This window comes from Enterobacter hormaechei subsp. xiangfangensis (assembly GCF_001729785.1).
GTDB lineage: Bacteria > Pseudomonadota > Gammaproteobacteria > Enterobacterales > Enterobacteriaceae > Enterobacter > Enterobacter hormaechei_C.
The window spans coordinates 499,350-521,791 of sequence record NZ_CP017183.1; the positions used below are offsets into that span (position 1 = coordinate 499,350).

Below are 22,442 nucleotides of genomic sequence, written 5' to 3' on the forward strand. Positions count from 1 at the left end.
TATCCGCCTTCATTCAACGCAGATGATGCACAACCTGGTTGCTGCTGCCGCGCCAGATAAGCATAGGATCTTTTAGATCCTGCATGAACTTGCCGTCGACCAGGACGTTAATTAGATCCACCACTTCCATCTGCTGCGCATTCAGTTCATCCAGCTTATAGCCCGTCCAGACCCAGATGTCTTTTCCCGCGCACTCGTGGTGGATGCGTTTTACCAGCTTCAGGATCTCCGGCACGTTTTGCGGATGGAGCGGGTCGCCGCCGGAGAGCGAGATCCCCTGGCGTTTGATGCGCGTGTCGTTCAGGTCGTTGATGATGCGGTCTTCCATCTCAGCGGTAAACGGCATACCCGAGTTCAGGCGCCAGGTGCTTTTGTTGTAGCAGCCGGGGCACTCGTGAACGCAGCCTGATACAAACAGGGTACAGCGGGTGCCGGGGCCGTTGACGATGTCGACGGGGTAGTACTGGTGATAATTCATAGCGTTAACCTGATGCCCTCACCCCGGCCCTCTCCCACAGGGAGAGGGAGAAAACCGGTGGCCGGAATAACAATGTGCTCGATCGGTTCCCTCTCCCTTGAGGGAGAGGGGTAGGGTGGGGGGGACACCCTGCGCAGAACTTACCCGATCTGCCCATTCCCCAGATGTTTCACCCTGCGCTTCACCTCTTCCTGCTTACCGGCGTTAAACGGACGGGCATCCGGGCTGCCGAGGTAGCCGCACACGCGGCGGGTCACGGAGACGCGGGCTGCATCGTGGTTACCGCATTTCGGACAGGTGAAGCCTTTGCTGGTGCACTCGAACTCACCGGTAAAGCCGCACTCGTAGCACTCGTCAATTGGCGTGTTGGTTCCGTAGTACGGCACGTGCTGATAGCTGTAATCCCACACGTCTTCCAGCGCCTTCAGGTTGTGCTGAATGTTCGGGTACTCGCCATAGCAGATAAAACCGCCGTTCGCGATGGGCGGATAAGCCGCTTCGAAGTCGATCTTGTCGTACGGGTTCACCTTCTTCTCCACATCGAGGTGGAAGCTGTTGGTGTAGTAACCTTTGTCGGTCACGCCTTCCACGATGCCGAATTCGGCGGTGTCCAGACGGCAGAAGCGATCGCAGAGGTTTTCACTCGGCGTGCTGTACAGGCTGAAACCGTAACCAGTTTCCTCTTTCCACTGGTCTACCGCATCGCGCAGGCGCTGCACAATCGCGATACCCTTCTCACGCAGGGCGTCGTTGTCATAGATATGCTTGTCGCCAAACAGCGCGTTAATCGTTTCGTGAATGCCGATATAGCCAAGAGAGATCGACGCGCGACCGTTTTTGAAGATCTCCGACACATCATCGTCCGCTTTCAGGCGCACGCCGCAGGCCCCTTCCATATAGAGAATTGGCGCGACGCGGGCTTTCACCCCTTCAAGACGGGCGATGCGGGTCATCAGCGTCTTACGTGCCAGCTGTAAACGTTCATCCAGCAGCGTCCAGAAGGCCGCTTCATTCCCTTTGGCTTCCAGCGCGATGCGCGGCAGGTTCAGGCTAATGACGCCCAGGTTGTTGCGCCCGTCGTGGATCTGCTCGCCGTTCTCATCTTCGTACACGCCGAGGAAGCTGCGGCAGCCCATTGGCGTTTTAAACGAACCCGTGACTTTTACCACCTGGTCGTAGTTGAGGATATCCGGGTACATACGCTTGCTCGCGCACTCCAGCGCCAGCTGTTTGATGTCGTAGTTCGGATCGCCAAACTTGTGGTTCAGGCCGTCGCGAATGGCGAACACCAGTTTCGGGAACACCGCCGTTTTACGGTTTTTACCGAGGCCGGAGATACGGTTGCGCAGAATAGACTGCTGGATCAGGCGTGATTCCCAGCTGGTGCCGAGGCCAAACCCGAAGGTCACAAACGGCGTCTGGCCGTTGGCGGTGTGCAGCGTGTTTACCTCATATTCCAGCGACTGGAAGGCGTCGTAGCACTCTTTCTCGGTGCGGGAACGGGCGTAACCGTCAGCATTCGGGATCTGCCACTCTTCCGCCGTTTTACGGTGTTTGTTGAAGCTCTCGGTCACGAACGGGGCCAGCACTTCATCAATGCGGTTAATAGTGGTGCCGCCATAGATGTGGCTCGCCACCTGGGCGATGATCTGCGCCGTGACCGCCGTCGCGGTGGAGATGGATTTCGGCGGCTCAATCTCGGCGTTACCCATTTTAAAACCGTGGGTCAGCATGCCTTTCAGGTCGATCAGCATGCAGTTAAACATCGGGAAGAACGGCGAGTAGTCGAGATCGTGATAGTGGATCTCACCGCGCTCGTGCGCCGAGACTACATCGCGCGGCAGCAGATGCTGACGGGCATAGTGCTTGGCGACGATACCGGCCAGCAGGTCGCGCTGGGTCGGGATCACTTTGCTGTCTTTATTGGCATTTTCATTGAGCAGCGACGAGTTGGTTTGCTCTACCAGGCCGCGGATCTCCTGGTTAAGGCGACCCCGTTTCTCACGCTGGACGTCACGGTCGTGACGATACTCAATGTAGGCGCGCGCCAGCTGCTTGTACGGACCAGACATCAGCTGGTTTTCAACCGCAGTCTGGATCTCGTTGATATCCACCTGGCTGCGTTCATGCATCTGGCTGCTAACGACTTCTGCGACGGTGGCGCAGTAATCTGCGTCATCGACTCCCGCTGCTTTAGCTGCACGCAGAATGGCTTCTTTGATGCGCTCTGATTTAAACGGCACTTTACAGCCATCACGTTTCATCACATGCGGTGTCATGATCACTCCATTTTAAAAACAGGTTATCCACAGAGGTGGAGAAGTATTCACCGGGCGTATTCCTCGCCGCGGCAAAGACTTCCCGCGTGCCCAGCCCGTGTTATCCACAATTCCGGCCAGCGTAAGCGCCGTCTTGTTGTTGGAATAGTAGACGATAAATACAAGATGTTGGGTCGGCGTGCATTTTAAGTGCTACATATAGTGATTTGCATCAAACATGTTTGCGATTTTTTTGATGCAGGACAAAGTAAAAAGACGAGAGTACAAACGGCGGGCGCTGGGGCAATTGTAAAGACGCGAAGGAAAAATCTGATTAATTATTCAACAAAAACAGCAAAGTAAGCCGGACACGGCATCGTGCCCGGCGGAGGAATTACTGCTTTAGCCACCACACGGCTTCAAACGGACGAAGCATTGAGGTGTGAGGGGCGGGGTAGTTGCTTATCACCACCTGCGACTCGCCGCTGAGAGCGTCCGCTTGCCATTCCTGAGGCAAATGGCTCAGGTTCGCCACCACCATCAGCGTTTGCCCCTGCCACTGGCGGCGATAACACCACAGGGAAGGGTGGTCAGGCAGGAGATCCTCATAATCCCCCCACGTCAGTACCGGCAGGGTTTTGCGCAGGCGAATCAGCGACTGGTAGGTGTAGAACACCGAATCGGGGTCGTCCAGCGCCGCGCGGACATTCACGGTTTCGTAGTTGTCGCAAACGCCAATCCACGGCTCGGCCTCGGTAAAGCCCGCATTATGCGAGGCGTCCCACTGCATCGGCGTGCGGCCATTATCGCGTGACTTACTCGCCAGAATCGCCAGTAGTTCATCGGTATCGCGTCCGTTAGCCCGCTGTTCGGCGAACATGTTCAGACTTTCCACGTCGCGGTAGTCGGTGATACGGCTGAAATGCGGGTTGGTCATACCCAGCTCTTCACCCTGGTAGATATACGGCGTGCCCTGCATCCCGTGCAGCACCATGCCGAGCATTTTCGCCGCCGCCACGCGGTGTTCCCCTTCGTCACCAAAGCGCGACACGATGCGCGGCTGGTCATGGTTACACCAGAACAGCGCGTTCCAGGCTTTGTTGTGCATCCCCTGCTGCCAGTGGCGGAAAAGGGTTTTCAGCGCCACGAAGTCCGGCTTTGCCTTCGTCCATTTTTCGCCGCCGGGGTAGTCCACCTTGAGGTGGTGAAAGTTAAAGGTCATCGACAGCTCGCGGCCATCAAGAGACGCGTACTGCTGGCAGTTCTCCAGCGAGGTGGAGGACATCTCGCCCACCGTCATCAGGTTACGCGGGGTAAAGACGTCCCGGCTCATCTCCTGAAGATATTCGTGGATGCGCGGCCCGTCAGTGTAGAAGCGGCGACCGTCGCCGAGGGTATCGTCCGGGAAATCCTGATCTTTTGAAATCAGGTTAATCACGTCCAGACGCAAGCCGTCCACGCCGCGATCGGCCCAGAACTCGCACACTTTTTTCAGCTCGGCGCGCACCGCCGGGTTTTCCCAGTTGAGATCCGCCTGCTCCGGTGCGAACAGGTGCAGATAATACTGTTCGCTTTCGGCGTGCCAGCGCCAGGCGTTGCCGCCAAATTTGGAGCGCCAGTTGTTGGGAAGCGTATCCGGCGTACCGTCCCGCCAGATATAGAACTGGCGGTACGGACTCGCTTTATCCAGCGACTCGCGGAACCAGGCGTGCTGCGTGGACGTGTGGTTAAAGACCATATCCAGCACGATGCGGATACCGTGTTCATGCGCCCGGGCAACCAGTTCGTCAAAGTCGTCCAGCGTGCCGTAGGTCGGGTCAATGGCAGTGTAGTTCGCCACGTCGTAACCGTTATCCACCTGCGGCGAGATATAAAACGGCGTCAGCCAGATAGCGTCAATGCCGAGGGTTTTCAGGTAGTCCAGGCGCTGCGTTACGCCGCGTAGATCGCCCGTGCCGCTGCCGGTGGTATCCTGGAAACTCTTTGGGTAAATCTGATAGATGACGCCGTTCTGCCACCAGTGAGGAAGGGTATTCATAGTGCGTTCCTGCAAATGCGAAGTGGCGCAACTGCGCCCCGAAAGATGAAGTTAAACAATCTGCAGCGAGCCCTGACGGAACTTACGCTGGTAAACCACGGTGGTCAGCGCCATTGGGACGATGATGGCGATGGCCATTGCCAGGGCAAACACCTGCCAGTAAGCGGGCTGGATGGAGAGGATGCCCGGCAGGCCGCCGACGCCAATCCCGTTTGCCATCACGCCGTTCAGGCCGCACAGCAAGCCCGCCAGACCGGAGCCGATCATCGCGCAGAGCATCGGGAAGCGGTATTTCAGGTTGATACCGTACATCGCCGGTTCAGTGACGCCGAGGTAAGCGGAGATAGCAGCCGGAACGGAGATCTCACGCTCGTTGTGCTTACGGCTGACGATGATGATGCCGGTTACCGCTGAGGCCTGCGCAATGTTAGACAGGGCGATGATCGGCCAGACAGGCGTACCGCCGAGGCTCTGGATCATTTGCATATCGATCGCCAGCGTGGTCTGGTGCACGCCGGTGATCACCAGCGGAGCGTAGAGGAAGCCAAACAGCGCGGCACCGATTGGCGCGAAGCTGCCGGTCATCAGGTGACGGACCGCGAAGGCCACGCCGTCGCCAATCATGCGGCCAAACGGACCGATAAAGGCGTGCGCCAGGAACACCGCCAGGATCAGCGAGCAGACCGGGACCACCACCAGATACAGGTAATCCGGCACGATGCGCTTCAGGCGCGTCTCAATAAAGCCCAGCGCCAGACCCGCCAGCAATGCCGGGATTACCTGCGCCTGATAGCCCACTTTGGCGATGGTAAACAGGCCGAAGTTCCACACCTCTGGCGTTTGCTGACCAAGTAAGTAAGCGTTCATTAACTGCGGAGAGACCAGCGTCACGCCGAGCACGATACCGAGAATTGGCGTTCCGCCCATCTTGCGCACCGCGGACCAGCAGATCCCGACCGGCAGATAGAAGAAGATCGCTTCGCCAATCAGCCACAGGAAGTCATAGATACTTTGCAGCGCCGGGTACATCTGCGCCAGGGTTTTGCCGTCGCTCATTGGCACATCGCCGATGACGTTACGGAAGCCCAGAATTAAGCCCCCGCTGATCAGCGCTGGCAGCAGCGGGAAGAAGATCTCCGCAAAATGGGAAATCAGCTGCTCATGCCATTTCATATTCTGACGCGCGGCCTTCTTCGCCTGCTCTTTATCTGCGGAAGAGTGCCCGGTAGTCGCCAGCAGAGCCTGATAGTAATCGCCCACTTCGGTACCAATCACCACCTGGAACTGCCCGGCATTGGTGAAGCAGCCTTTAACCATGGAAAGCTCTTCAATGGCCTTCGGGTTGGCTTTGGCCGGATCGTTCAGCACGAAGCGCAGGCGGGTAATGCAATGGCTGACGGTGGCGATGTTGTCGCGTCCGCCGACCAGGACGATCAGCTGATCGATATCTGTTTGTTTGACTTTACTCATCATGAAACCTCATGACAGATGGTGATAGGGGTTATGACCTGTGCGCAAGCCTACTCCTTCAACGTGACGGCGAAAATGGGAACGTTCCCGAAATCGGGCGAAGATCACAATAATCCGCTGTGTGAGGGCACACTGGATTGCATTTCACTCGCAGTTTTTATGAATTTCTTCTCAAGAGTGTTTAAAAAATATCAGGTCAATATCTTAAAAATACAGGGAAGATCTTAAACATGATCTGGCCGGAACTTTACAGTCGGTTTCAGGCATAAGCTTGTCTTCATATACTGAAATAAACGTAGAGCAATAATGTACGGGAACAACGAGATCGTCAGTTATTTACAGGCCAATAAAATACTTGCGCTTAAACTCGACCATGCTGTTACTGCGGTCGGCCAGAACGTCAAAACACAGGTGAATATGATAGGGAAAGGCGCCACTCGGCTGTTGTATTACGCCTCATGTTTCACTGATGAATACAATGATGTTTGCCTGAGACAGAAGAGCGAAGACCTACGCTTCAGAGATGCCGTTTATAAATTAGTAAGCGGTGTGGATGTAGTCTATGAAATGCTTAGACTGTATTTTGAGGAAGTTTTCAAATACAAAAATCCTAAACAGTTAGAGTATATTAAACAGCGGCTAATGGCTGTAAATGTCCACATCGCTGCGGTTAGCCTTACCGGTGCCGGGTTTACATTAGCCGTTGCCGCCTGCGTTCGCCTTGGATTAAATATCAGCCTCGAATTAAGCGCCATTACCGGAAGATGGGCTTCCCGAGGTATTGCTTTTATTGGGCTGTATGGGGTAGTACAGCAAGCCGCCGATAGCGCGCATCGTCTGTACGTTGAATTTCCCGCCTGGTACTCGGCACTTTATGCTCAAGGGCTTGAAATGCTTTATTTTCTCATTGAGCCTGTGTTTCGCAGGACGGACGCGACACGTGCGCAATGGGCATCTGATGACGACATTGCGGATATCATCACCAGGTTGATCAGATAACAATGATGAATTACATCAAACGTTTTTTACGTTGGCAGGGGCGAATTATATTTTCGGTCTACGGCCCGGCCGCGTTAACAATCCTGTTTGCCCTGATACAGGCCCATTTCTTCCCCGGCAGTCCTGCCTGGCCAATTGGGCTTTTCTTCATTGTGGTCATGATTGTTTTTGGCTGCTATGTGAAATGGTAAAAGGCCAAACATTTCAATACAGATAACCACTAATAAGGTATTTCTATGTCTGCTCCCGCACATTTATGGCTTGAAGATGAGAATGGCTCGCCGATTGTCGGTTGTTGTGCAATGCCACTGCGTCTTGGATCTATTGAATTAAAATCCTTTTCCCATGGCGTAACTATTCCGGTTGACCCAAGCTGGGGAAAACTCACTGGTACACGCGTACATCGGCCTATAACAATAGTCAAAGAATTTGATCAGACAACGCCGCTTCTTTACCGGGCAGTTTGCGAAGGGCGAACCATGAAGAAGGCGACAATTAAAATGTACCGTATTCTTGAGTCTGGGATTGAGGCTGAGTATTTCAATATTATTCTGGAAAACGTCAAGTTCACAACGGTAGCGCCGTATCTCTCCCCCGGCAGTATGACCAGTACCCACCTGGAAACGCTGGAGCTGCGCTATGAGGCAATTACCTGGAAGTATACCGAAGGCAATATCCTGTACCGTGATTCATGGAACGATCGCTGTTGCGCATGAAAGCGAAAGGACTATGAGAGACGGGCAGGAATAACGATCTGACGCGGCTCAGCGCGCCCGTTGATCTGCTCTATCAGCTGCGCGGCAGCCTGCCGGCCAGATTCGGCGTAACCCGGATCAACGCTGATAATCTCCGGGTGTAAGAACTTCATCAGCGGCGTGCTTCCCACGCTCGCTAATTGCAGCTCCCCGATGCGCTGCTCCTGCAAATATTTGCTCGCACCCAATGCAAGGGTATCCGTGGCGCATACCAGGGCGGTGGTTTGTGGCGTCAGCACGCTGGCGACCTGTTCATATCCCTGTTTCATACCCAGACCAGGCAGCGCGGCCACGGCGGGGAGATTGTGTTTTTTACAAAACGCCAGGTACGCTTCATGGCGACGCTTGCCGGTGGTGATGTCGGCATGCGGCACGCCGAGATAGCTAATATGCCGATGGCCCTGTTCATACAGGCGCTGCATCAGGATCACGATCGCCCCTTCGTCATCGTAACAGACAGAGGCAAACCCGCTTGCGTCGCGCGCCAGCAGCACCAGTGACGGCTGCCAGGGTTTAAGCACGTCCTCTTTTAGGCCGGTAAATCCGAACAGCACCACCCCATCAATATTACGGCGCTGAAGCATACCGAGATGCTCCTCCACCATTTGCGCGGAGAACTTGCTCTCCATCATGATCGGATCGTAGCCCTGCTCGTAGAACGCGGGCAGCATCGTCTGTACGGCGAGGTTTTCGGAGAGGGAATCCAGACGCGAGACGATAATGGCGACCACTTTATCGCTCTGCCCGCGCATGGCGCGCGCGGAGCGGGAAGGGGAAAAACCGTGCTGATTCATCACCGCCTCGACGCGCTCGCGTGTGCGCTCGCTGACACCGCTTTCGTTGTTCAGCACGCGTGAGACAGTCGATTTCCCCACGCCGCTTAAACGCGCGATGTCTTTAATCGTAAGGCGGTTCTGCATGCTGTATTCCCTGTAACAACGATAAAATAATCAATTGAGCCTAATGCTATCCTGCGAATTCGCTATGGGCAAAGTCTGGTTTACGTTCGGTTTATTTGCAGGGCGTTATAATACCGCCCGATTAGTCACAAACGGTATGGATAAATCTCTATACTGCGCGCCGATACCCAACTTTTTACTTACCGGAGGCCACATGGATCCCGATCCCACACCTCTCCTGACCCGGAGAAAACCTTCTTACCGGTAAGCCAGCTTTTTGCTGTCTCACCGGCGTGAGGCAGCAACGTTCATACGTTCCTGCTTGATAAATTAAGTGCCTGACAGGTACGGCTTTGCCACGCCTGCGGGAAAGACTGCGTCCGCCTTTGCGGATGCGGGGGAATGACTATGCTGAAAAATATCACCCGGCAGCTGCAAGCGCTGCTGAGCCGTCACCTGCCACATCGCCTGATTGCGCGCGATCCGCTGCCAAATGCCAACACCATGGCGGGAGCGGCAATCCCCACCTCCCTGACCGAGCGCTGCCTGAACGTGGCGGCGATGGATGAAAACGAAGTCTGGCGCGCCTTTGGCGGCCACCCGGAAGGGCTGAACGCGCAAGAAGTGTCAAAAATCCGCGCGGAACATGGCGATAACCAGATCCCGGCGCAGAAACCCTCTCCCTGGTGGGTCCACCTGTGGCTCTGCTACCGCAATCCGTTCAACCTGCTGCTGACGGTGCTCGGGATTATCTCTTACGCCACTGAAGATCTGTTTGCCGCAGGCGTGATTGCCCTGATGGTAGGGATCTCCACGCTGCTGAACTTTATTCAGGAAGCGCGCTCCACCAAAGCGGCGGATGCGCTGAAAGCGATGGTCAGCAACACCGCCACCGTGTCGCGCGTGATTAACGACCTCGGCGAAAACGCCTGGATTGAGCTTCCCATTGACCAGCTGGTGCCGGGCGATCTGGTGAAGCTGGCGGCGGGGGACATGATCCCGGCGGATTTACGTATCATCCAGGCGCGGGATCTGTTTGTCGCGCAGGCGTCACTCACCGGTGAGTCCCTGCCCGTAGAGAAGGTAGCGCGGACCCGCGATCCGCAGCAGATGAACCCGCTGGAGTGCGACACCCTGTGCTTTATGGGCACCACGGTGGTTAGTGGCACCGCGCAGGCGATTGTCACCGCCACCGGCGGCAATACCTGGTTTGGACAGCTTGCCGGACGCGTCAGCGAGCAGGAGAGCGAGCCGAATGCGTTCCAGAAAGGCATTGGCCGCGTCAGCATGCTGCTGATCCGCTTTATGATGGTCATGACGCCGATTGTCCTGCTGATCAACGGCTACACCAAAGGCGACTGGTGGGAAGCGGCGCTGTTCGCGCTCTCCGTGGCTGTGGGCTTAACGCCGGAAATGCTGCCGATGATTGTCACCTCCACGCTGGCGCGCGGGGCGGTTAAACTCTCTAAACAAAAGGTGATTGTTAAACACCTCGACGCCATCCAGAACTTTGGCGCGATGGACATTCTTTGCACCGATAAAACCGGCACCCTGACCCAGGACAAAATCGTGCTGGAGAACCACACCGATATCGCCGGAAAGACCAGCGAACGGGTGCTGTACAGCGCGTGGCTGAACAGCCACTACCAGACCGGGCTGAAAAACCTGCTCGACGTGGCGGTGCTGGAAGGTGTGGATGAAGAGTCTGCCCGCATGCTCTCCGGGCGCTGGCAGAAGGTGGACGAAATTCCGTTCGACTTTGAACGACGCCGCATGTCGGTGGTGGTCAGCGAGCAGCCGGACGTGCATCAGCTGATCTGCAAAGGGGCATTGCAGGAGATCCTGAATGTTTCCACGCAGGTGCGCCATAACGGCGAGATCGTGCCGCTGGATGAGACCATGCTGCGCCGCATCAAACGCGTCACCGATAACCTGAACCGCCAGGGGCTGCGCGTGGTGGCGGTAGCCAGCAAGTTCCTGCCCGCGCGGGAAGGGGACTACCAGCGTATCGATGAATCTGATTTGATCCTCGAGGGGTACATCGCATTCCTCGATCCGCCGAAAGAGACCACCGCACCTGCGCTGAAAGCGCTGAAAGCGAGCGGTATCACCGTCAAAATTCTCACCGGCGACAGCGAGCTGGTGGCGGCAAAAGTGTGCGCCGAAGTGGGGCTGGACGCAGGCGACGTGGTGGTGGGGAGCGACATCGAAACGCTTTCTGACGACGAACTGGCGCAGCTTGCCCAGCGCACCACGCTGTTTGCCCGCCTGACGCCGATGCATAAAGAACGCATCGTCACTCTGCTGCGTCGCGAAGGGCATGTAGTGGGCTTTATGGGCGACGGCATCAACGATGCGCCGGCCCTGCGTGCGGCGGATATCGGTATCTCCGTAGACGGCGCGGTGGATATTGCCCGCGAAGCAGCGGATATCATTCTGCTGGAAAAGAGCCTGATGGTGCTGGAGGAGGGCGTCATCGAAGGGCGTCGCACCTTCGCCAATATGCTCAAATACATCAAAATGACCGCCAGCTCGAACTTCGGCAACGTCTTCAGCGTGCTGGTGGCGAGCGCGTTTCTGCCGTTTCTGCCGATGCTGCCGCTGCATCTGCTGATCCAGAACCTGATGTACGATGTCTCTCAGGTCGCCATCCCGTTTGATAACGTCGACGACGAGCAGATCCAGAAGCCGCAGCGCTGGAACCCCGCCGATCTGGGGCGCTTTATGCTGTTCTTTGGGCCGATCAGCTCCATCTTCGACATTCTGACCTTCTGCCTGATGTGGTTTGTGTTCCACGCCAACACCCCGGAACACCAGACGCTGTTCCAGTCCGGCTGGTTCGTGGTGGGGCTGCTGTCTCAGACGCTGATTGTGCACATGATCCGCACCCGCCGCATTCCGTTCATTCAGAGCCGTGCCGCGTGGCCGCTGATTGTGATGACGGGCATTGTGATGGCGCTCGGGATCGCGCTGCCGTTCTCGCCGCTGGCAAGCTACCTACAACTTCAGGCGCTACCGCTGAGCTACTTCCCATGGCTGGTGGCGATCCTCGCGGGTTACATGGTGCTGACGCAGATGGTGAAGGGGTTCTATAGCCGTCGGTATGGGTGGCAGTAACGGCAAGCCCGGTGGCGCTGCGCTTACCGGGCCTACGATCCGAACGTAGGCCGGGTAAGGCGAAGCCGCCACCCGGCAGCTGGCTTTCCTCCCAAATTCAACAACCTGTGATCTCCGTCGGCGCATTCGCTTGACGACAATTTGAGCGCATGTTAACAGAATGTTTTGCCTGTATTTGGCCCGTCAGATAAGGAACATTCATGTTACGGTACAGTCTCTTAACCGCCGGGCTCATGCTCGGCGCCTCCGCCTTTGCCGCACCGGCAGGCGACCTTCCCTTAATGCCCTGGCCTGCGAAGGTTGAACGCCCGACCACTCAGGGCGCGCTGGAGCTTAACAATCAACTCACCGTGAGCGTAAGTGGCGACGATCTGGGGGATGCGGTCAACCGCCTGCGCCAGCGCATCGCCCTTCAAACCGGCTGGACGCTACAGCCGCAGGCCGAAAAACCTGACAAGCCGACCATCCGCATCGCCATCGCCAAAAAGGTGAAGCCGCAGCCGCTGCCGGACAGCGATGAGAGCTATAAACTCACGGTGGACGCCAACGGCGTAAATATCTCCGCCAATACCCGCTTCGGCGCGCTGCGCGCCATGGAAACCTTGCTTCAGCTGATGCAGAACGGCGCCGAAAACACCTCGATCCCGTGGGTGACCATTGAAGATTCGCCGCGCTTCCCGTGGCGCGGGCTGCTGCTCGATTCGGCGCGCCACTTCCTCCCGATTCCGGATATTAAACGCCAGATCGACGGCATGGCCGCGGCGAAGCTCAACGTGCTGCACTGGCATTTGACCGACGATCAGGGCTGGCGCTTCAGCTCAAAGCGCTACCCTAAGCTGACCCAGCTTGCCAGCGACGGGCTGTTCTACACCCCTGAGCAGATGCGCGAGATTGTGCGTTACGCTGCCGAGCGCGGCATACGCGTGGTGCCGGAAATTGATATGCCGGGCCACGCCTCGGCGATTGCCGTCGCCTACCCGGAGCTGATGAGCGCGCCGGGGCCGTACGCCATGGAGCGCCACTGGGGCGTGCTGAAGCCAGTGCTGGATCCCACCAAAGAGGCAACTTATACCTTTGCCGACGCGATGGTCAGCGAACTGGCGGCGATCTTCCCGGATCCATATCTGCATATTGGCGGCGATGAGGTTGACGACAGCCAGTGGAAAGCGAACGCTGCGATCCAGAGATTCATGCGCGACAATAAACTGGCGGACAGCCACGCGTTGCAGGCGTATTTCAACCGCAAGCTGGAGACGATCCTTGAGAAGCACCACCGGCAGATGGTTGGCTGGGATGAGATCTACCATCCCGATCTGCCGAAAAGCATTCTAATCCAGTCCTGGCAGGGACAGGACGCGCTGGGGCAGGTGGCGCAGAACGGTTATAAGGGCATTCTCTCAACCGGTTTCTACCTCGATCAGCCGCAATCAACCGCCTACCACTACCGCAATGAAATTGTGCCGCAGGGGCTGAACGGCGTGGATGTGATAGCGGACACCGACAGCGTCCAGAGCTGGGCTTTCTCCATGCCGCGCCTGAAGGGCAAGCCGGTGGAGGGGAGCTTCACCCTAGTGAAAGGGGATGCCGGCTGGCGCGGGTTTATTGATTTTGCCGGGAAATCGCGTCGGGCGGTGGATAACATTCAATGGCGGGACGACAATCAGGTAACGTTTACCGTTGATACCTGGATGGGTGAAACGCGTCCGGTCGTTTCTGTTGAGAACGATAAGCTCAGCGGCTATTTCCTGGTGGGTAACGCCCGCTACCCGATTAGCGGCACGCGTCTGGACGCTGTGCCAAAAGGCATACCGCCGGTGGTGCCGGACCCGGCGAACGAGGCCAATCTGCTCGGCGGTGAAGCCGCGCTGTGGGCGGAAAACGTGGTCGCGTCGGTGCTGGATATCCGTCTGTGGCCGCGCGCCTTTGCGGTGGCGGAGCGGCTATGGTCGGCGAAGGACGTCAACGACATCGACAACATGTATACCCGGCTCCAGGCGATGGACAGCTGGTCGACGGTGTCGGCTGGACTACAGCAGCATACCCAGCAGCAGGTGCAGTTCACGCGCCTCGCCAACAATGCGGATACCCTGCCGCTGCAAATTCTCGCCCAGGCGCTTGAACCGGCGCAGTATTACACCCGCCAGCATCTTAAGTTCCAGGCTGGAAACTATCATCAGTTTGAGCCGCTCAACCGGCTCGCTGATGCGCTAAACGCGGAAAGTGCGACCGTGCGTCAGATGAATAAATGGGCGGACCGTCTGGTGAGCGACGCGGAAGACACGGAAAGCGCCGACGCGCTGCGCCACGTCTTTAACCGCTGGCAGAATAACACCAGCGACGCGCTGGCGCTAAGCGAAAACAGCTATCAGCTGAAGGCGATCAAGCCGGTGATTCAGGAAGTCGACAAGCTTTCGTCGATTGGCCTGCGGCTGACGGATCTGGTGGCGCGCCAGGGCACGCTGGATGATAAAGAGATTGCGTCGATCCAGAGCGAACTGGATAACGCGGCGAAGGTTCAGGACGAGGTGGTGATTGCGGCGGTGTACCCGCTGGAAACGCTGCTGCGCGCGACGCGGAATCAGTAGTAAAGAACCCTCACCCCAGCCCTCTCCCAAAGGGATAGGGTGTATAAATTCCCTCTCCCTTTGGGAGAGGGTTAGGGTGAGGGAATCAGATCACTCAGTTCTTCAGCACCCACGCCTCTCTCCAGTGCGCGCCCACGCCTGGTTCAAACTGGTTTGCGGTTGGGCTGTACTGCACGCAGTAGCCGCTGAACGGGACAGGCCTGCATTCGTAGGTCTTACCGTCTTTCGGCTGTAGCACTACGGTGCCCGCTTTGTAGGACGCGACGTTATCCGGGAAGATAAAGTCATGCGGGCCGTTGCTGTCCGCCGCGTCGCTTTCCAGCATCAGATCCAGCACGTCCTGCGCGAACAGGGTGCCGTCTTTGTTGGTGGCGTAGTATTTCAGCATATGGTGCCCCGCCGTGACGTCAGTCAGGGTCATGGTCACGTCCTGGCTGGCGTTATTCATCTCCTGCTTCAGATAGCCCTTTTCCGCACCGCTGTGGTTCATCACGTGCGCTTCAACGTTCACGTCGCCTTTGGTGTTCACGTGGAAGGTGACGGATGCCTTGCCATTCTCGATTTTGCTGTAGTGTAGGTTAGATACCGCGATGGTTTCATTCACTTCCGCCTTCTGCTCTTCGTACGAAATCGCAACGGACTGGAGGGCGCTGCCGTCTTTGACGAAGACGCTGTTCGCGCCGTGAACCGGGCTAATTTCGCCCGCTTCATCCTTTACCCCGACACGCACATCGCTGTACGCGGCGTTGATCTTCTGCGCCAGATCGTAGGACCACTGGTTCGCATCCCCCTGGGCAACGGAGCCGATGGTCAGCTCGGTACGCAGGGCGGCAACTTCCCCGTTGGCGTCGAAGAAGCGTGCAATCACTTTATCGCCCGTGTTCAGGTTATTCCCGGCAATCTGTCCGCTCAGGGTTTTACTCCACTGGGATATCACCGCTGGGGTGTCGTCCGGCGTGACGTTGCCGCCGTTACCGAAATCAACGTCAATGGCCTGATAGAAACTGTTTGCGGTATCCGCAATTTCCCACACGCCATAAATAACCTGGTAGCCCGTACGTTCCGGGACATTACAGGTCATGGATTTTGTCATCGCCGGTGCCTGACCATTTCCGTTAATAGTACAGAACGGCGTTAATTCGAACTGGTCACGGGTCAGCGGTTTATTGGGGTCCCAGTTTTGTTTGGTAATGTAATAACGCCAGTTGGTGGTTTTATGCGGCGCGGTATGGTGCCAGACAAATTCATGCGGGCCTGCCGTCATGGGATTTTTGGTCCAGGCGTTCAGGCTCTGCTTATCAAGCTGGGAGTAGCTGGCAATACCGGCGCTGGCAAGCTGGCCGTCAGGCGGCATCGCACCCGTCGGGAAGCCGGAGGTCTTTTCTACGCTCTGCGGTTCATATTGTACAGAGCCACAGTCAATATTCTGGCCGAGCTTACACATATAAGCGCGGCTGGCAGGGGATTCTATATATCCGTGTGCAAGTGCGGAAGACGCAACCGTTAATGTGGTTACCGCCAGCGCAATTTTAGAGAGTTTCATTCATCATCCATTAATTAGAATAGAGCAAGGCAGCGTCAGTTTATTAATGGAGTGGCGGATGCGTCATTTCCCGGAGAGAGTAAAAATGGTCGAAATAAAAAAAGGCAGCCAGAGCTGCCTTCTCTTTCTTGAAATAAATTAGCGACGTACGGCAATCGCTTCAATTTCAATTTTCACGTCTTTTGGCAGACGCGCCACTTCCACACAGGAGCGCGCCGGGAAGGTGGCGTTGTGCTCGGTGAAGAACGCTTCGTAAGTGGCGTTAACGGTCGCAAAATCATTCAGATCTTTCACGAACACGGTGGTTTTGACGATATCGCCCACTTTCAGACCGGCAGATTCGACGATCGCCTGCACGTTTTCCAGCGACTGACGCGCCTGCGCCGCTACGTCGGCAGGTACTTCACCGGTTTTTGGGTTCACCGGGATCTGGCCAGAAGTGATGATCATGCTGCCCAGATCAACGCCCTGAACGTATGGGCCGATAGCCGCTGGTGCATTTTCCGTCGCGAGTACTTTGCTCATTTTTTCTCCAGAATTACAGCGTTAAGAATGTTCCCGGCCATTATAACAGCCGGGATTTCATTACCAACCTCAATTAGTTGGCCAGCACCACATAATGAGAAAACTCTTTTTCGCAGTATTTGCATTTGAGTGCGATGTCATTGGCGCGCTTTTTCACTGCAAAGCTGGAGGAAACCGGCTCAGCATGACTGATGCAGTTGCTGTTCGGGCAGACCAGCACGCTTTCGATGCGATCCGGCAGGCTTGGGCGGGATTTGCCCACCACGTCGTAATCGTCGATGCGGTTAACCGTGGCGTCCGGCGCGTACAGCGACAGCTGGTTAACCTGCTCGTCGGTCAGGAAAGTGTTCTCGATCTTGATCAGGTCTTTGCGGCCCATCTCGCCGGACGGCAGGTTCAGGCCGATGGTGATGCGCTGGTCGGTTTCGGTCAGTTTGAACAGCGTCAGCAGCTTAAAGCCCACCTGCGCAGGGATGTGGTCAATCACGGTGCCACGCTTGATGGCTTCAACCTGGAGTTTGTTATCGTGTGTCATGGTCGTCTCCCCTTACAGAGCTAATTCGCGATTCAGAACCAGTGCCAGTAACGCCTGGCGGGCGAAGATGCCGTTCCCGGCCTGCTGGAAGTACCAGGCGTGCGGCGTTTTATCCACGTCTGTGGTGATCTCATCGATGCGCGGCAGCGGGTGCAGCACCTTCATGTTGTCGCGCGCGCCCTCGAGGTCGCTGGCGCGCAGTACGAACTGCGCCTTCACGTTGGCGTACTCGGATGGGTCAAGACGCTCTTTCTGCACGCGGGTCATGTAGAGAATATCCACGTTGCCCATCACCTCTTCGATGCTGGCATGCAGGCTCCACGCGATGCCTTTTTCGTCCAGCATATCGAGAATGTACTGCGGCATCGCCAGCGCGTCCGGCGCGATGAAGAAGAAGCGGTTGCCGTTAAATTTCGCCAGCGCCTGGGTCAGGGAGTGGACGGTGCGGCCATACTTCAGGTCGCCGACCATGGCGATGTTCAGGTTCTCAAGCGTGCCCTGCGTCTCCTGAATGGTGAACAGATCCAGCAGGGTCTGCGTCGGGTGCTGGTTGGCACCGTCACCGGCGTTCAGCACCGGAATGCCGCCGGAAAACTCGGTCGCCAGACGCGCCGCGCCCTCCTGCGGGTGGCGCATCACAATCGCGTCGACGTAGGTGCTGATAACCGAAATGGTATCCGCCAGGGTCTCGCCTTTTTTACCCAGCGACGTGTTGCTGCTGTCTGAGAAGCCCACCACGCTCGCGCCCAGACGGTGCATGGAGGTTTCGAAGGAGAGGCGCGTGCGGGTCGAGGCTTCAAAGAAGCAGCTCGCAATCACCTTGTGCTTCAGCAGCTCCGGTTGCGGATTGGCCTTCAGTTTTGCCGCGGTTTCCAGAACCAGTTCCAGCTCTTCGCGGCTGAGGTCGTTTATGGAAATGATGTGTTTTTGATAAAGCGGATTCATGTTTATCTCCTGACGCCGGGCAAAAAAAAGCCCCTCAAATGAGGGGCTCTGGGAATAGGTTTAGCAACGGGAAGAAAAACGGCAGGCCAGCGTCTGATTTCAGACGCGGTAAGACGTTGTGTCGTACACGCTTGACCATGCTTCCTCCCGGCAAATTGTCGGGCATTATACGCAGCTCGCTTTTGGGATCAAGCGATTTAATGCACGCTTTACTCAATGCAAACGGTTCTTTGTGAATATTAATGCGTTCTGAGTAAATAATTAATTTGCTTATGCACCAGCGCGGTGCGCTTCACTACGCGGGGCGCGACCCAGACAATACTGCTTCCGGCCACCACGCCTAAAATTTCCGGTAACTGGTGATAATCCAGAATACGCGCCACCGCGCGGCCATATCCGGCGACGGTATGGATAAGGATAAATTCGCTGTTGTGCTCCACGCTCACCACCATTTCAGAGACGGTACGCGCCGCATCGGGGGCCGGGCGCAGCTGGGGATTCAGCGAATAAATCTTTAGTCCTTTGGCATTGCGAATTTTTATGACACCAAGCAACTTGAGCAGACGTGAAACGGTGGACTGGCTGATGGTCTCAAAACCCCGCTCCTGTAAGTCGCGGCGGATCTCTTCCTGGGAGAGATAGCTCTTTTCCGCGATCAGACGCTGGCAGACCGTTAGCTGTAGTTGCTCTTTGGGAGAGTACTCTTCGTAATCCATCATAGTTCCCATATCAGTTCCCGAAATAACCGGTGGCACCGCACCGATCCGTAGGCCGGATAAGCGCAGCGCCATCCGGCAAATCACAACAAAGCGCCCAGGCTTAACGCCACCATAATCACCACCGTTAAAATCCCCAGCAGCGGCGCGACCCATTTCAGATAACGCACGTAGGGCACGCGGGCGATAGCCAGCCCGCCCATCACGACGGCAGAGGTGGGAGTGATCAGGTTAACGATGCCGGACGCCGACTGGTAAGCCGTAACCACCAGGTCGCGGTTGACGTTAGCGAAATCGGCAAGGGGCGCCATGATCGGCATCGTCAGAACGGCCAGGCCGGACGAAGAAGGCACAAGAAACGACAGCACCACTTCCAGCCAGTACATCACGTTGATGAACGCCACCGTCGACAATCCGGTGACCATTCCCTCGGCGCTGTGCAAAATGGTGTGGGTAATCATGCCCTTATCCATGATCACTACGATACCGCGCGCGATGCCGATAATCAGCGCGACGCCCAGCAAATCTCGCGCGCCGTTGATAAAGGTTGAGGTCAGCTCCTCTTCGCTCATGCGGGCGATCAGCCCGACGATAATCGCGCTGGCGAGGAACACCGCCGAGATCTCCGCCATCCACCAGCCCAGCACCGCCACGCCGTAGATCATCACCGCGAAGGCGAGGGCGAAGATCACCAGGATGAGTTTGCGCACCGGGGTAAACTCCAGCGACTGCTCGCCCTTGTTGCCGAGGAAGTGGGCGCGGTTCTCTTCCTGCTTATCCGCCACGATCGACAGCGACGGATCCTTGCGCACCTTACGGGCGTAACGCATTACCCACGCCACGCAGATGATCCAGCCGATCACCAGCAGCGCGATGCGCAACATGATGCCGTTGGTGAAGGGGATCCCGGCGGCGTTGGCGGCGATCACCGTGGCGAACGGGTTGATGGTGGAGCCGAGGGTGCCGATCCCCGCGCCGAGCAGCACGGTAGAGGCCGCAACCACCGGATCGAACCGCGCCGCCAGCATCACCGGCACCAGTAAGGTATAGAAGGGCAGCGACTCTTCTGCCATGCCGTAAATCGTGCCGCCCGCGGCAAACAGCGCCATCAGGATCGGGATCATCCACTCTTCGCGGCCGCGCAGCCGGGTGGTGACGCGCTCGATCCCGGCGTCTATCGCCCCGGTTTTGGTAACGATCCCGAGGAATCCGCCGATGATCAGAATAAACAGCGCCACGTCGATGGCTCCGGCCTGGCCGGATTCCGGATCGTACAGCCCGGCAATCGGCGCCATCAGCACGGAGACCAGACCTTGCGGGTGCGCTGCCACGTGCGCGTAGGTGCCAGCAACCGGCACTTCTTTACCGAGCGCCTCGTTCATTGCCATATGGTACTGCCCGGCCGGAACAATCCACGTCAGCACGGCAACCACGGCAATCAGAAAAAAGAGAATGGTGTAAGCGGAGGGAAACTTGAACTTGCCCATGATGTTCTCCTGAACCCGGCGCACCCCGCGGCGCGCCGGGCGGTGATTAGTCGCCGAGTGTCGCCACCATGACCGCTTTAATGGTGTGCATGCGGTTCTCTGCTTCGTCGAAAACGATGGAGTTCGGGGATTCAAAGACCTCCTCCGTCACTTCCAGCCCCTTCAGCCCGTACGCCATCTCGATTTCGCGGCCCACTTTGGTGTGCTCGTTGTGGAATGCCGGCAGGCAGTGCATGAACTTGACGTTCGGGTTACCGGTGGCCTTCATCACGTCCGCGTTAATCTGATATGGCTTCATCAGGCTGACGCGCTCGGCCCAGGCTTCCTTCGGCTCGCCCATGGAGACCCACACGTCGGTGTAGAGAAAATCGGTCCCCTGCACGCCTTCTTCCACGTCGTCGGTGAGGGTGACGCGCGCGCCCGTCTCTTTCGCAATGGCGCGGCACTGCTCAACCAGGCCTGCCTCCGGCCAGAAGGATTTCGGCGCCACGAGGCGGATATCCATCCCCATCTTGGCCGCACCGACCATCAGCGAGTTGCCCATGTTGTTGCGCGCGTCGCCGAGATAGGCAAAGCTCAGCTCCGGCAGGGTTTTGCCCGGGGAGTGCTCCAGCATAGTCATCAGATCGGCGAGAATTTGGGTCGGGTGGAACTCGTCGGTCAGGCCGTTCCACACCGGCACCCCCGCGTACTCGCCCAGCTCTTCAACGATGGCCTGGCCGTAGCCGCGATATTCGATGCCGTCATACATGCGGCCCAGCACGCGGGCGGTGTCTTTCATCGACTCTTTATGGCCAATCTGCGAGCCGCTTGGGCCGAGATAGGTGACCTGCGCGCCCTGGTCGAACGCGCCCACTTCGAAGGCGCAGCGGGTGCGGGTGGAGGTTTTTTCAAAGATCAGGGCGATGTTTTTCCCGACCAGGGTTTGCTTCTCGCGCCCGGCTTTTTTGGCGGCCTTGAGCTCGATGGCGAGGTCAATCAGGTACTGGATCTCCGCCGGGGTGTAGTCCAGTAGTTTCAGGAAGTTGCGGTTTTTCAGGTTAATGGTCATGGGGAAATCCTTTTTAAATTGTTAGCTGTCTGATGCCCTCACCCCGGCCCTCTCCCACGGGGAGAGGGGGGCTTACATTCCCTCTTCCTCCGGGAGAGGGTTAGGGTGAGGGGAGGGGTTTAGTTACGAATCAACGTGCCTTTCTCGCCCGCCAGGATCTCCGCGCCGTCATTCAGCGCGCCGATCCCGGCAATGCCGCCGCAGGCCTCAACAAACTCGCGGCAGGCGGCTACTTTCGGCCCCATCGATCCGGCGTCGAACTGCATGCCTCTGAGCAGCTCCGGCGTCACCTGCGCCAGCGGACGTTGGGTTGGCTTGCCCCAGTCGAGGTACACCGCGTCGGCATCGGTGAGGATCAGCAGGGCGTCGGCCTCGATCTGGCGCGCCAGCAGGGCGGCGGAGAGGTCTTTGTCGATCACCGCCTCAATGCCGCGATAGCCGTTGGCGTTTTCCACCACCGGCACGCCGCCGCCGCCGTTGCAGATCACCAGATGGTCGCGCTGGATAAGCGCCGTGATGGCGTCGCTCTCGACAATGCGCTTCGGCTGCGGAGAGGGCACCACGCGGCGGAAGTAGCTGCCGTCGGCCTTAAACACCCAGCCTTTCTCCGCGGCCAGCGTTTTTGCCTGGGCTTCGCTGTAGACCGGGCCGATGTACTTGGTCGGGTTACTGAAGGCCGGGTCGGCGGCGTCCACTTCCACCTGCGTGAGCAGGACGCTGACCTCGCGCTGGGGCAGATTGTTTTTCAGCGCCTGCTGGAGCATGTAGCCGATCATCCCCTGGCTTTCGGCGCCGAGAACGTCCAGCGGGTAGGGCGTGACTTTGTCGTAGGCGCTGTTTTGCAGCGCCAGCAGTCCGACCTGCGGGCCGTTGCCGTGCACCAGCACCACGCGCCACTGCTCCGTTAAGCCGGCGATGGTGCGGGCGGCCTGCTCGATGTTCTGGCGCTGGATGTCCGCTTCAAGCGGTTCGCCGCGCTTGAGCAGCGCGTTGCCGCCAAGGGCCACAACCAGAGTGGGTTTTCGTTCCATGATGGCTCCT

19 protein-coding genes and 1 pseudogene are annotated in these 22,442 nt (G+C 57.4%); 6 read left to right on the plus strand and 14 right to left on the minus strand.

Translation table 11 applies throughout. The features are described from left to right. Window positions 1–13: 13 nt before the first annotated feature. The 4 genes from nrdG to treB all read right to left on the minus strand — a co-directional run bounded on the left by nrdG (window position 14) and on the right by treB (window position 6,244). A complete protein-coding gene (nrdG, locus tag BFV63_RS02425) occupies window positions 14–478 on the minus strand; it encodes an anaerobic ribonucleoside-triphosphate reductase-activating protein (RefSeq protein ID WP_003856093.1) in 465 nt (154 codons plus the stop codon). Window positions 479–618: 140 nt separating this feature from the next. Next, window positions 619–2,757: an anaerobic ribonucleoside-triphosphate reductase gene (nrdD, locus tag BFV63_RS02430; protein WP_069597429.1), complete on the minus strand. Its 2,139-nt coding sequence runs from the start codon at window positions 2,755–2,757 to the stop codon at window positions 619–621. 373 nt (window positions 2,758–3,130) lie between these two features. Further along, window positions 3,131–4,774, minus strand: a complete 1,644-nt coding sequence (gene treC, locus BFV63_RS02435) for an alpha,alpha-phosphotrehalase (RefSeq protein WP_048241489.1) — start codon at window positions 4,772–4,774, stop codon at window positions 3,131–3,133. A gap of 51 nt (window positions 4,775–4,825) precedes the next feature. Beyond that, window positions 4,826–6,244, minus strand: coding sequence for a PTS trehalose transporter subunit IIBC (treB, locus tag BFV63_RS02440; RefSeq protein ID WP_048241487.1), 1,419 nt, complete (start codon window positions 6,242–6,244; stop codon window positions 4,826–4,828). 306 nt (window positions 6,245–6,550) lie between these two features. On the opposite strand from treB, the gene BFV63_RS02450 reads away from it, so the two are divergent. The 3 genes from BFV63_RS02450 to BFV63_RS02460 are packed head-to-tail and all read left to right on the plus strand — an operon-like array spanning window position 6,551 to window position 7,959. Beyond that, entirely contained in the window at window positions 6,551–7,243 is a 693-nt protein-coding gene (locus tag BFV63_RS02450; RefSeq protein ID WP_003863400.1) for a hypothetical protein, read from the plus strand. A 2-nt stretch (window positions 7,244–7,245) separates the two neighbouring features. Next, complete coding sequence (locus tag BFV63_RS02455; protein ID WP_048241484.1) at window positions 7,246–7,434, plus strand: hypothetical protein; 189 nt, start codon at window positions 7,246–7,248, stop codon at window positions 7,432–7,434. Between the two features lie 45 nt (window positions 7,435–7,479). Further along, a complete protein-coding gene (locus BFV63_RS02460; protein ID WP_003863398.1) occupies window positions 7,480–7,959 on the plus strand; it encodes an Hcp family type VI secretion system effector in 480 nt (159 codons plus the stop codon). An 11-nt stretch (window positions 7,960–7,970) separates the two neighbouring features. Here BFV63_RS02460 and treR read toward each other — a convergent pair whose 3' ends face one another. Beyond that, window positions 7,971–8,918, minus strand: a complete 948-nt coding sequence (gene treR / locus BFV63_RS02465) for a trehalose operon repressor TreR (protein WP_032608379.1) — start codon at window positions 8,916–8,918, stop codon at window positions 7,971–7,973. A 387-nt stretch (window positions 8,919–9,305) separates the two neighbouring features. Here treR and mgtA point away from each other — a divergent pair, with 387 nt between their 5' ends. Together mgtA and BFV63_RS02475 are read left to right on the plus strand one after the other, a co-directional pair. After that, window positions 9,306–12,014, plus strand: a complete 2,709-nt coding sequence (gene mgtA, locus BFV63_RS02470) for a magnesium-translocating P-type ATPase (RefSeq protein WP_048241910.1) — start codon at window positions 9,306–9,308, stop codon at window positions 12,012–12,014. A gap of 200 nt (window positions 12,015–12,214) precedes the next feature. Then, entirely contained in the window at window positions 12,215–14,599 is a 2,385-nt protein-coding gene (locus tag BFV63_RS02475; RefSeq protein WP_048241482.1) for a beta-N-acetylhexosaminidase, read from the plus strand. 94 nt (window positions 14,600–14,693) lie between these two features. Here the strand turns inward: BFV63_RS02475 and gbpA are convergent, their stop codons facing one another. From gbpA to BFV63_RS22315, 5 genes are all read right to left on the minus strand, one after another. Further along, complete coding sequence (gene gbpA / locus BFV63_RS02480; RefSeq protein WP_045336790.1) at window positions 14,694–16,142, minus strand: N-acetylglucosamine-binding protein GbpA; 1,449 nt, start codon at window positions 16,140–16,142, stop codon at window positions 14,694–14,696. A gap of 138 nt (window positions 16,143–16,280) precedes the next feature. Next, entirely contained in the window at window positions 16,281–16,667 is a 387-nt protein-coding gene (ridA, locus tag BFV63_RS02485) for a 2-iminobutanoate/2-iminopropanoate deaminase (RefSeq protein ID WP_003863373.1), read from the minus strand. A gap of 73 nt (window positions 16,668–16,740) precedes the next feature. Beyond that, window positions 16,741–17,202, minus strand: coding sequence for an aspartate carbamoyltransferase regulatory subunit (gene pyrI, locus BFV63_RS02490; protein WP_003863370.1), 462 nt, complete (start codon window positions 17,200–17,202; stop codon window positions 16,741–16,743). A 12-nt stretch (window positions 17,203–17,214) separates the two neighbouring features. After that, window positions 17,215–18,147: an aspartate carbamoyltransferase gene (pyrB, locus tag BFV63_RS02495; RefSeq protein ID WP_003863368.1), complete on the minus strand. Its 933-nt coding sequence runs from the start codon at window positions 18,145–18,147 to the stop codon at window positions 17,215–17,217. Between the two features lie 34 nt (window positions 18,148–18,181). Then, window positions 18,182–18,286 (minus strand): pyrBI operon leader peptide, encoded by a 105-nt coding sequence (locus BFV63_RS22315; protein WP_022646880.1) that lies wholly within the window; start codon window positions 18,284–18,286, stop codon window positions 18,182–18,184. Here BFV63_RS22315 and BFV63_RS22935 point away from each other — a divergent pair. Continuing rightward, window positions 18,266–18,383: pseudogene (locus tag BFV63_RS22935) on the plus strand (hypothetical protein). The gene BFV63_RS22315 and the pseudogene BFV63_RS22935 overlap by 21 nt on opposite strands. A 3-nt stretch (window positions 18,384–18,386) precedes the next feature. Here the strand turns inward: BFV63_RS22935 and BFV63_RS02500 are convergent. The 4 genes from BFV63_RS02500 to BFV63_RS02515 all read right to left on the minus strand — a co-directional run bounded on the left by BFV63_RS02500 (window position 18,387) and on the right by BFV63_RS02515 (window position 22,432). Then, window positions 18,387–18,866: an arginine repressor gene (locus BFV63_RS02500; protein ID WP_003863366.1), complete on the minus strand. Its 480-nt coding sequence runs from the start codon at window positions 18,864–18,866 to the stop codon at window positions 18,387–18,389. An 80-nt stretch (window positions 18,867–18,946) separates the two neighbouring features. Beyond that, window positions 18,947–20,350: a YfcC family protein gene (locus BFV63_RS02505; RefSeq protein WP_003863365.1), complete on the minus strand. Its 1,404-nt coding sequence runs from the start codon at window positions 20,348–20,350 to the stop codon at window positions 18,947–18,949. 46 nt (window positions 20,351–20,396) lie between these two features. Further along, window positions 20,397–21,401 carry an ornithine carbamoyltransferase gene (argF, locus tag BFV63_RS02510; protein WP_048241481.1) on the minus strand — a complete coding sequence of 335 codons (1,005 nt, stop codon included), beginning with the start codon at window positions 21,399–21,401 and terminating at the stop codon, window positions 20,397–20,399. 119 nt (window positions 21,402–21,520) lie between these two features. Next, entirely contained in the window at window positions 21,521–22,432 is a 912-nt protein-coding gene (locus BFV63_RS02515) for a carbamate kinase (RefSeq protein WP_003862918.1), read from the minus strand. Window positions 22,433–22,442: the final 10 nt, after the last annotated feature.

What these genes read in the sequence shown, in the direction of transcription:
- nrdD (WP_069597429.1), bottom strand. Translation starts at nt 2,757, where the DNA reads ATGACACCGCATGTGATGAAACGTGATGGCTGTAAAGTGCCGTTTAAA.
- nrdG (WP_003856093.1), bottom strand. Translation starts at nt 478, where the DNA reads ATGAATTATCACCAGTACTACCCCGTCGACATCGTCAACGGCCCCGGC.
- BFV63_RS02455 (WP_048241484.1), top strand. Translation starts at nt 7,246, where the DNA reads ATGATGAATTACATCAAACGTTTTTTACGTTGGCAGGGGCGAATTATA.
- BFV63_RS02500 (WP_003863366.1), bottom strand. Translation starts at nt 18,866, where the DNA reads ATGATGGATTACGAAGAGTACTCTCCCAAAGAGCAACTACAGCTAACG.
- ridA (WP_003863373.1), bottom strand. Translation starts at nt 16,667, where the DNA reads ATGAGCAAAGTACTCGCGACGGAAAATGCACCAGCGGCTATCGGCCCA.
- pyrI (WP_003863370.1), bottom strand. Translation starts at nt 17,202, where the DNA reads ATGACACACGATAACAAACTCCAGGTTGAAGCCATCAAGCGTGGCACC.
- argF (WP_048241481.1), bottom strand. Translation starts at nt 21,401, where the DNA reads ATGACCATTAACCTGAAAAACCGCAACTTCCTGAAACTACTGGACTAC.
- mgtA (WP_048241910.1), top strand. Translation starts at nt 9,306, where the DNA reads ATGCTGAAAAATATCACCCGGCAGCTGCAAGCGCTGCTGAGCCGTCAC.
- treB (WP_048241487.1), bottom strand. Translation starts at nt 6,244, where the DNA reads ATGAGTAAAGTCAAACAAACAGATATCGATCAGCTGATCGTCCTGGTC.
- gbpA (WP_045336790.1), bottom strand. Translation starts at nt 16,142, where the DNA reads ATGAAACTCTCTAAAATTGCGCTGGCGGTAACCACATTAACGGTTGCG.
- treC (WP_048241489.1), bottom strand. Translation starts at nt 4,774, where the DNA reads ATGAATACCCTTCCTCACTGGTGGCAGAACGGCGTCATCTATCAGATT.
- BFV63_RS02475 (WP_048241482.1), top strand. Translation starts at nt 12,215, where the DNA reads ATGTTACGGTACAGTCTCTTAACCGCCGGGCTCATGCTCGGCGCCTCC.
- BFV63_RS02450 (WP_003863400.1), top strand. Translation starts at nt 6,551, where the DNA reads ATGTACGGGAACAACGAGATCGTCAGTTATTTACAGGCCAATAAAATA.
- BFV63_RS02460 (WP_003863398.1), top strand. Translation starts at nt 7,480, where the DNA reads ATGTCTGCTCCCGCACATTTATGGCTTGAAGATGAGAATGGCTCGCCG.
- BFV63_RS02505 (WP_003863365.1), bottom strand. Translation starts at nt 20,350, where the DNA reads ATGGGCAAGTTCAAGTTTCCCTCCGCTTACACCATTCTCTTTTTTCTG.
- BFV63_RS22315 (WP_022646880.1), bottom strand. Translation starts at nt 18,286, where the DNA reads ATGGTCAAGCGTGTACGACACAACGTCTTACCGCGTCTGAAATCAGAC.
- BFV63_RS02515 (WP_003862918.1), bottom strand. Translation starts at nt 22,432, where the DNA reads ATGGAACGAAAACCCACTCTGGTTGTGGCCCTTGGCGGCAACGCGCTG.
- treR (WP_032608379.1), bottom strand. Translation starts at nt 8,918, where the DNA reads ATGCAGAACCGCCTTACGATTAAAGACATCGCGCGTTTAAGCGGCGTG.
- pyrB (WP_003863368.1), bottom strand. Translation starts at nt 18,147, where the DNA reads ATGAATCCGCTTTATCAAAAACACATCATTTCCATAAACGACCTCAGC.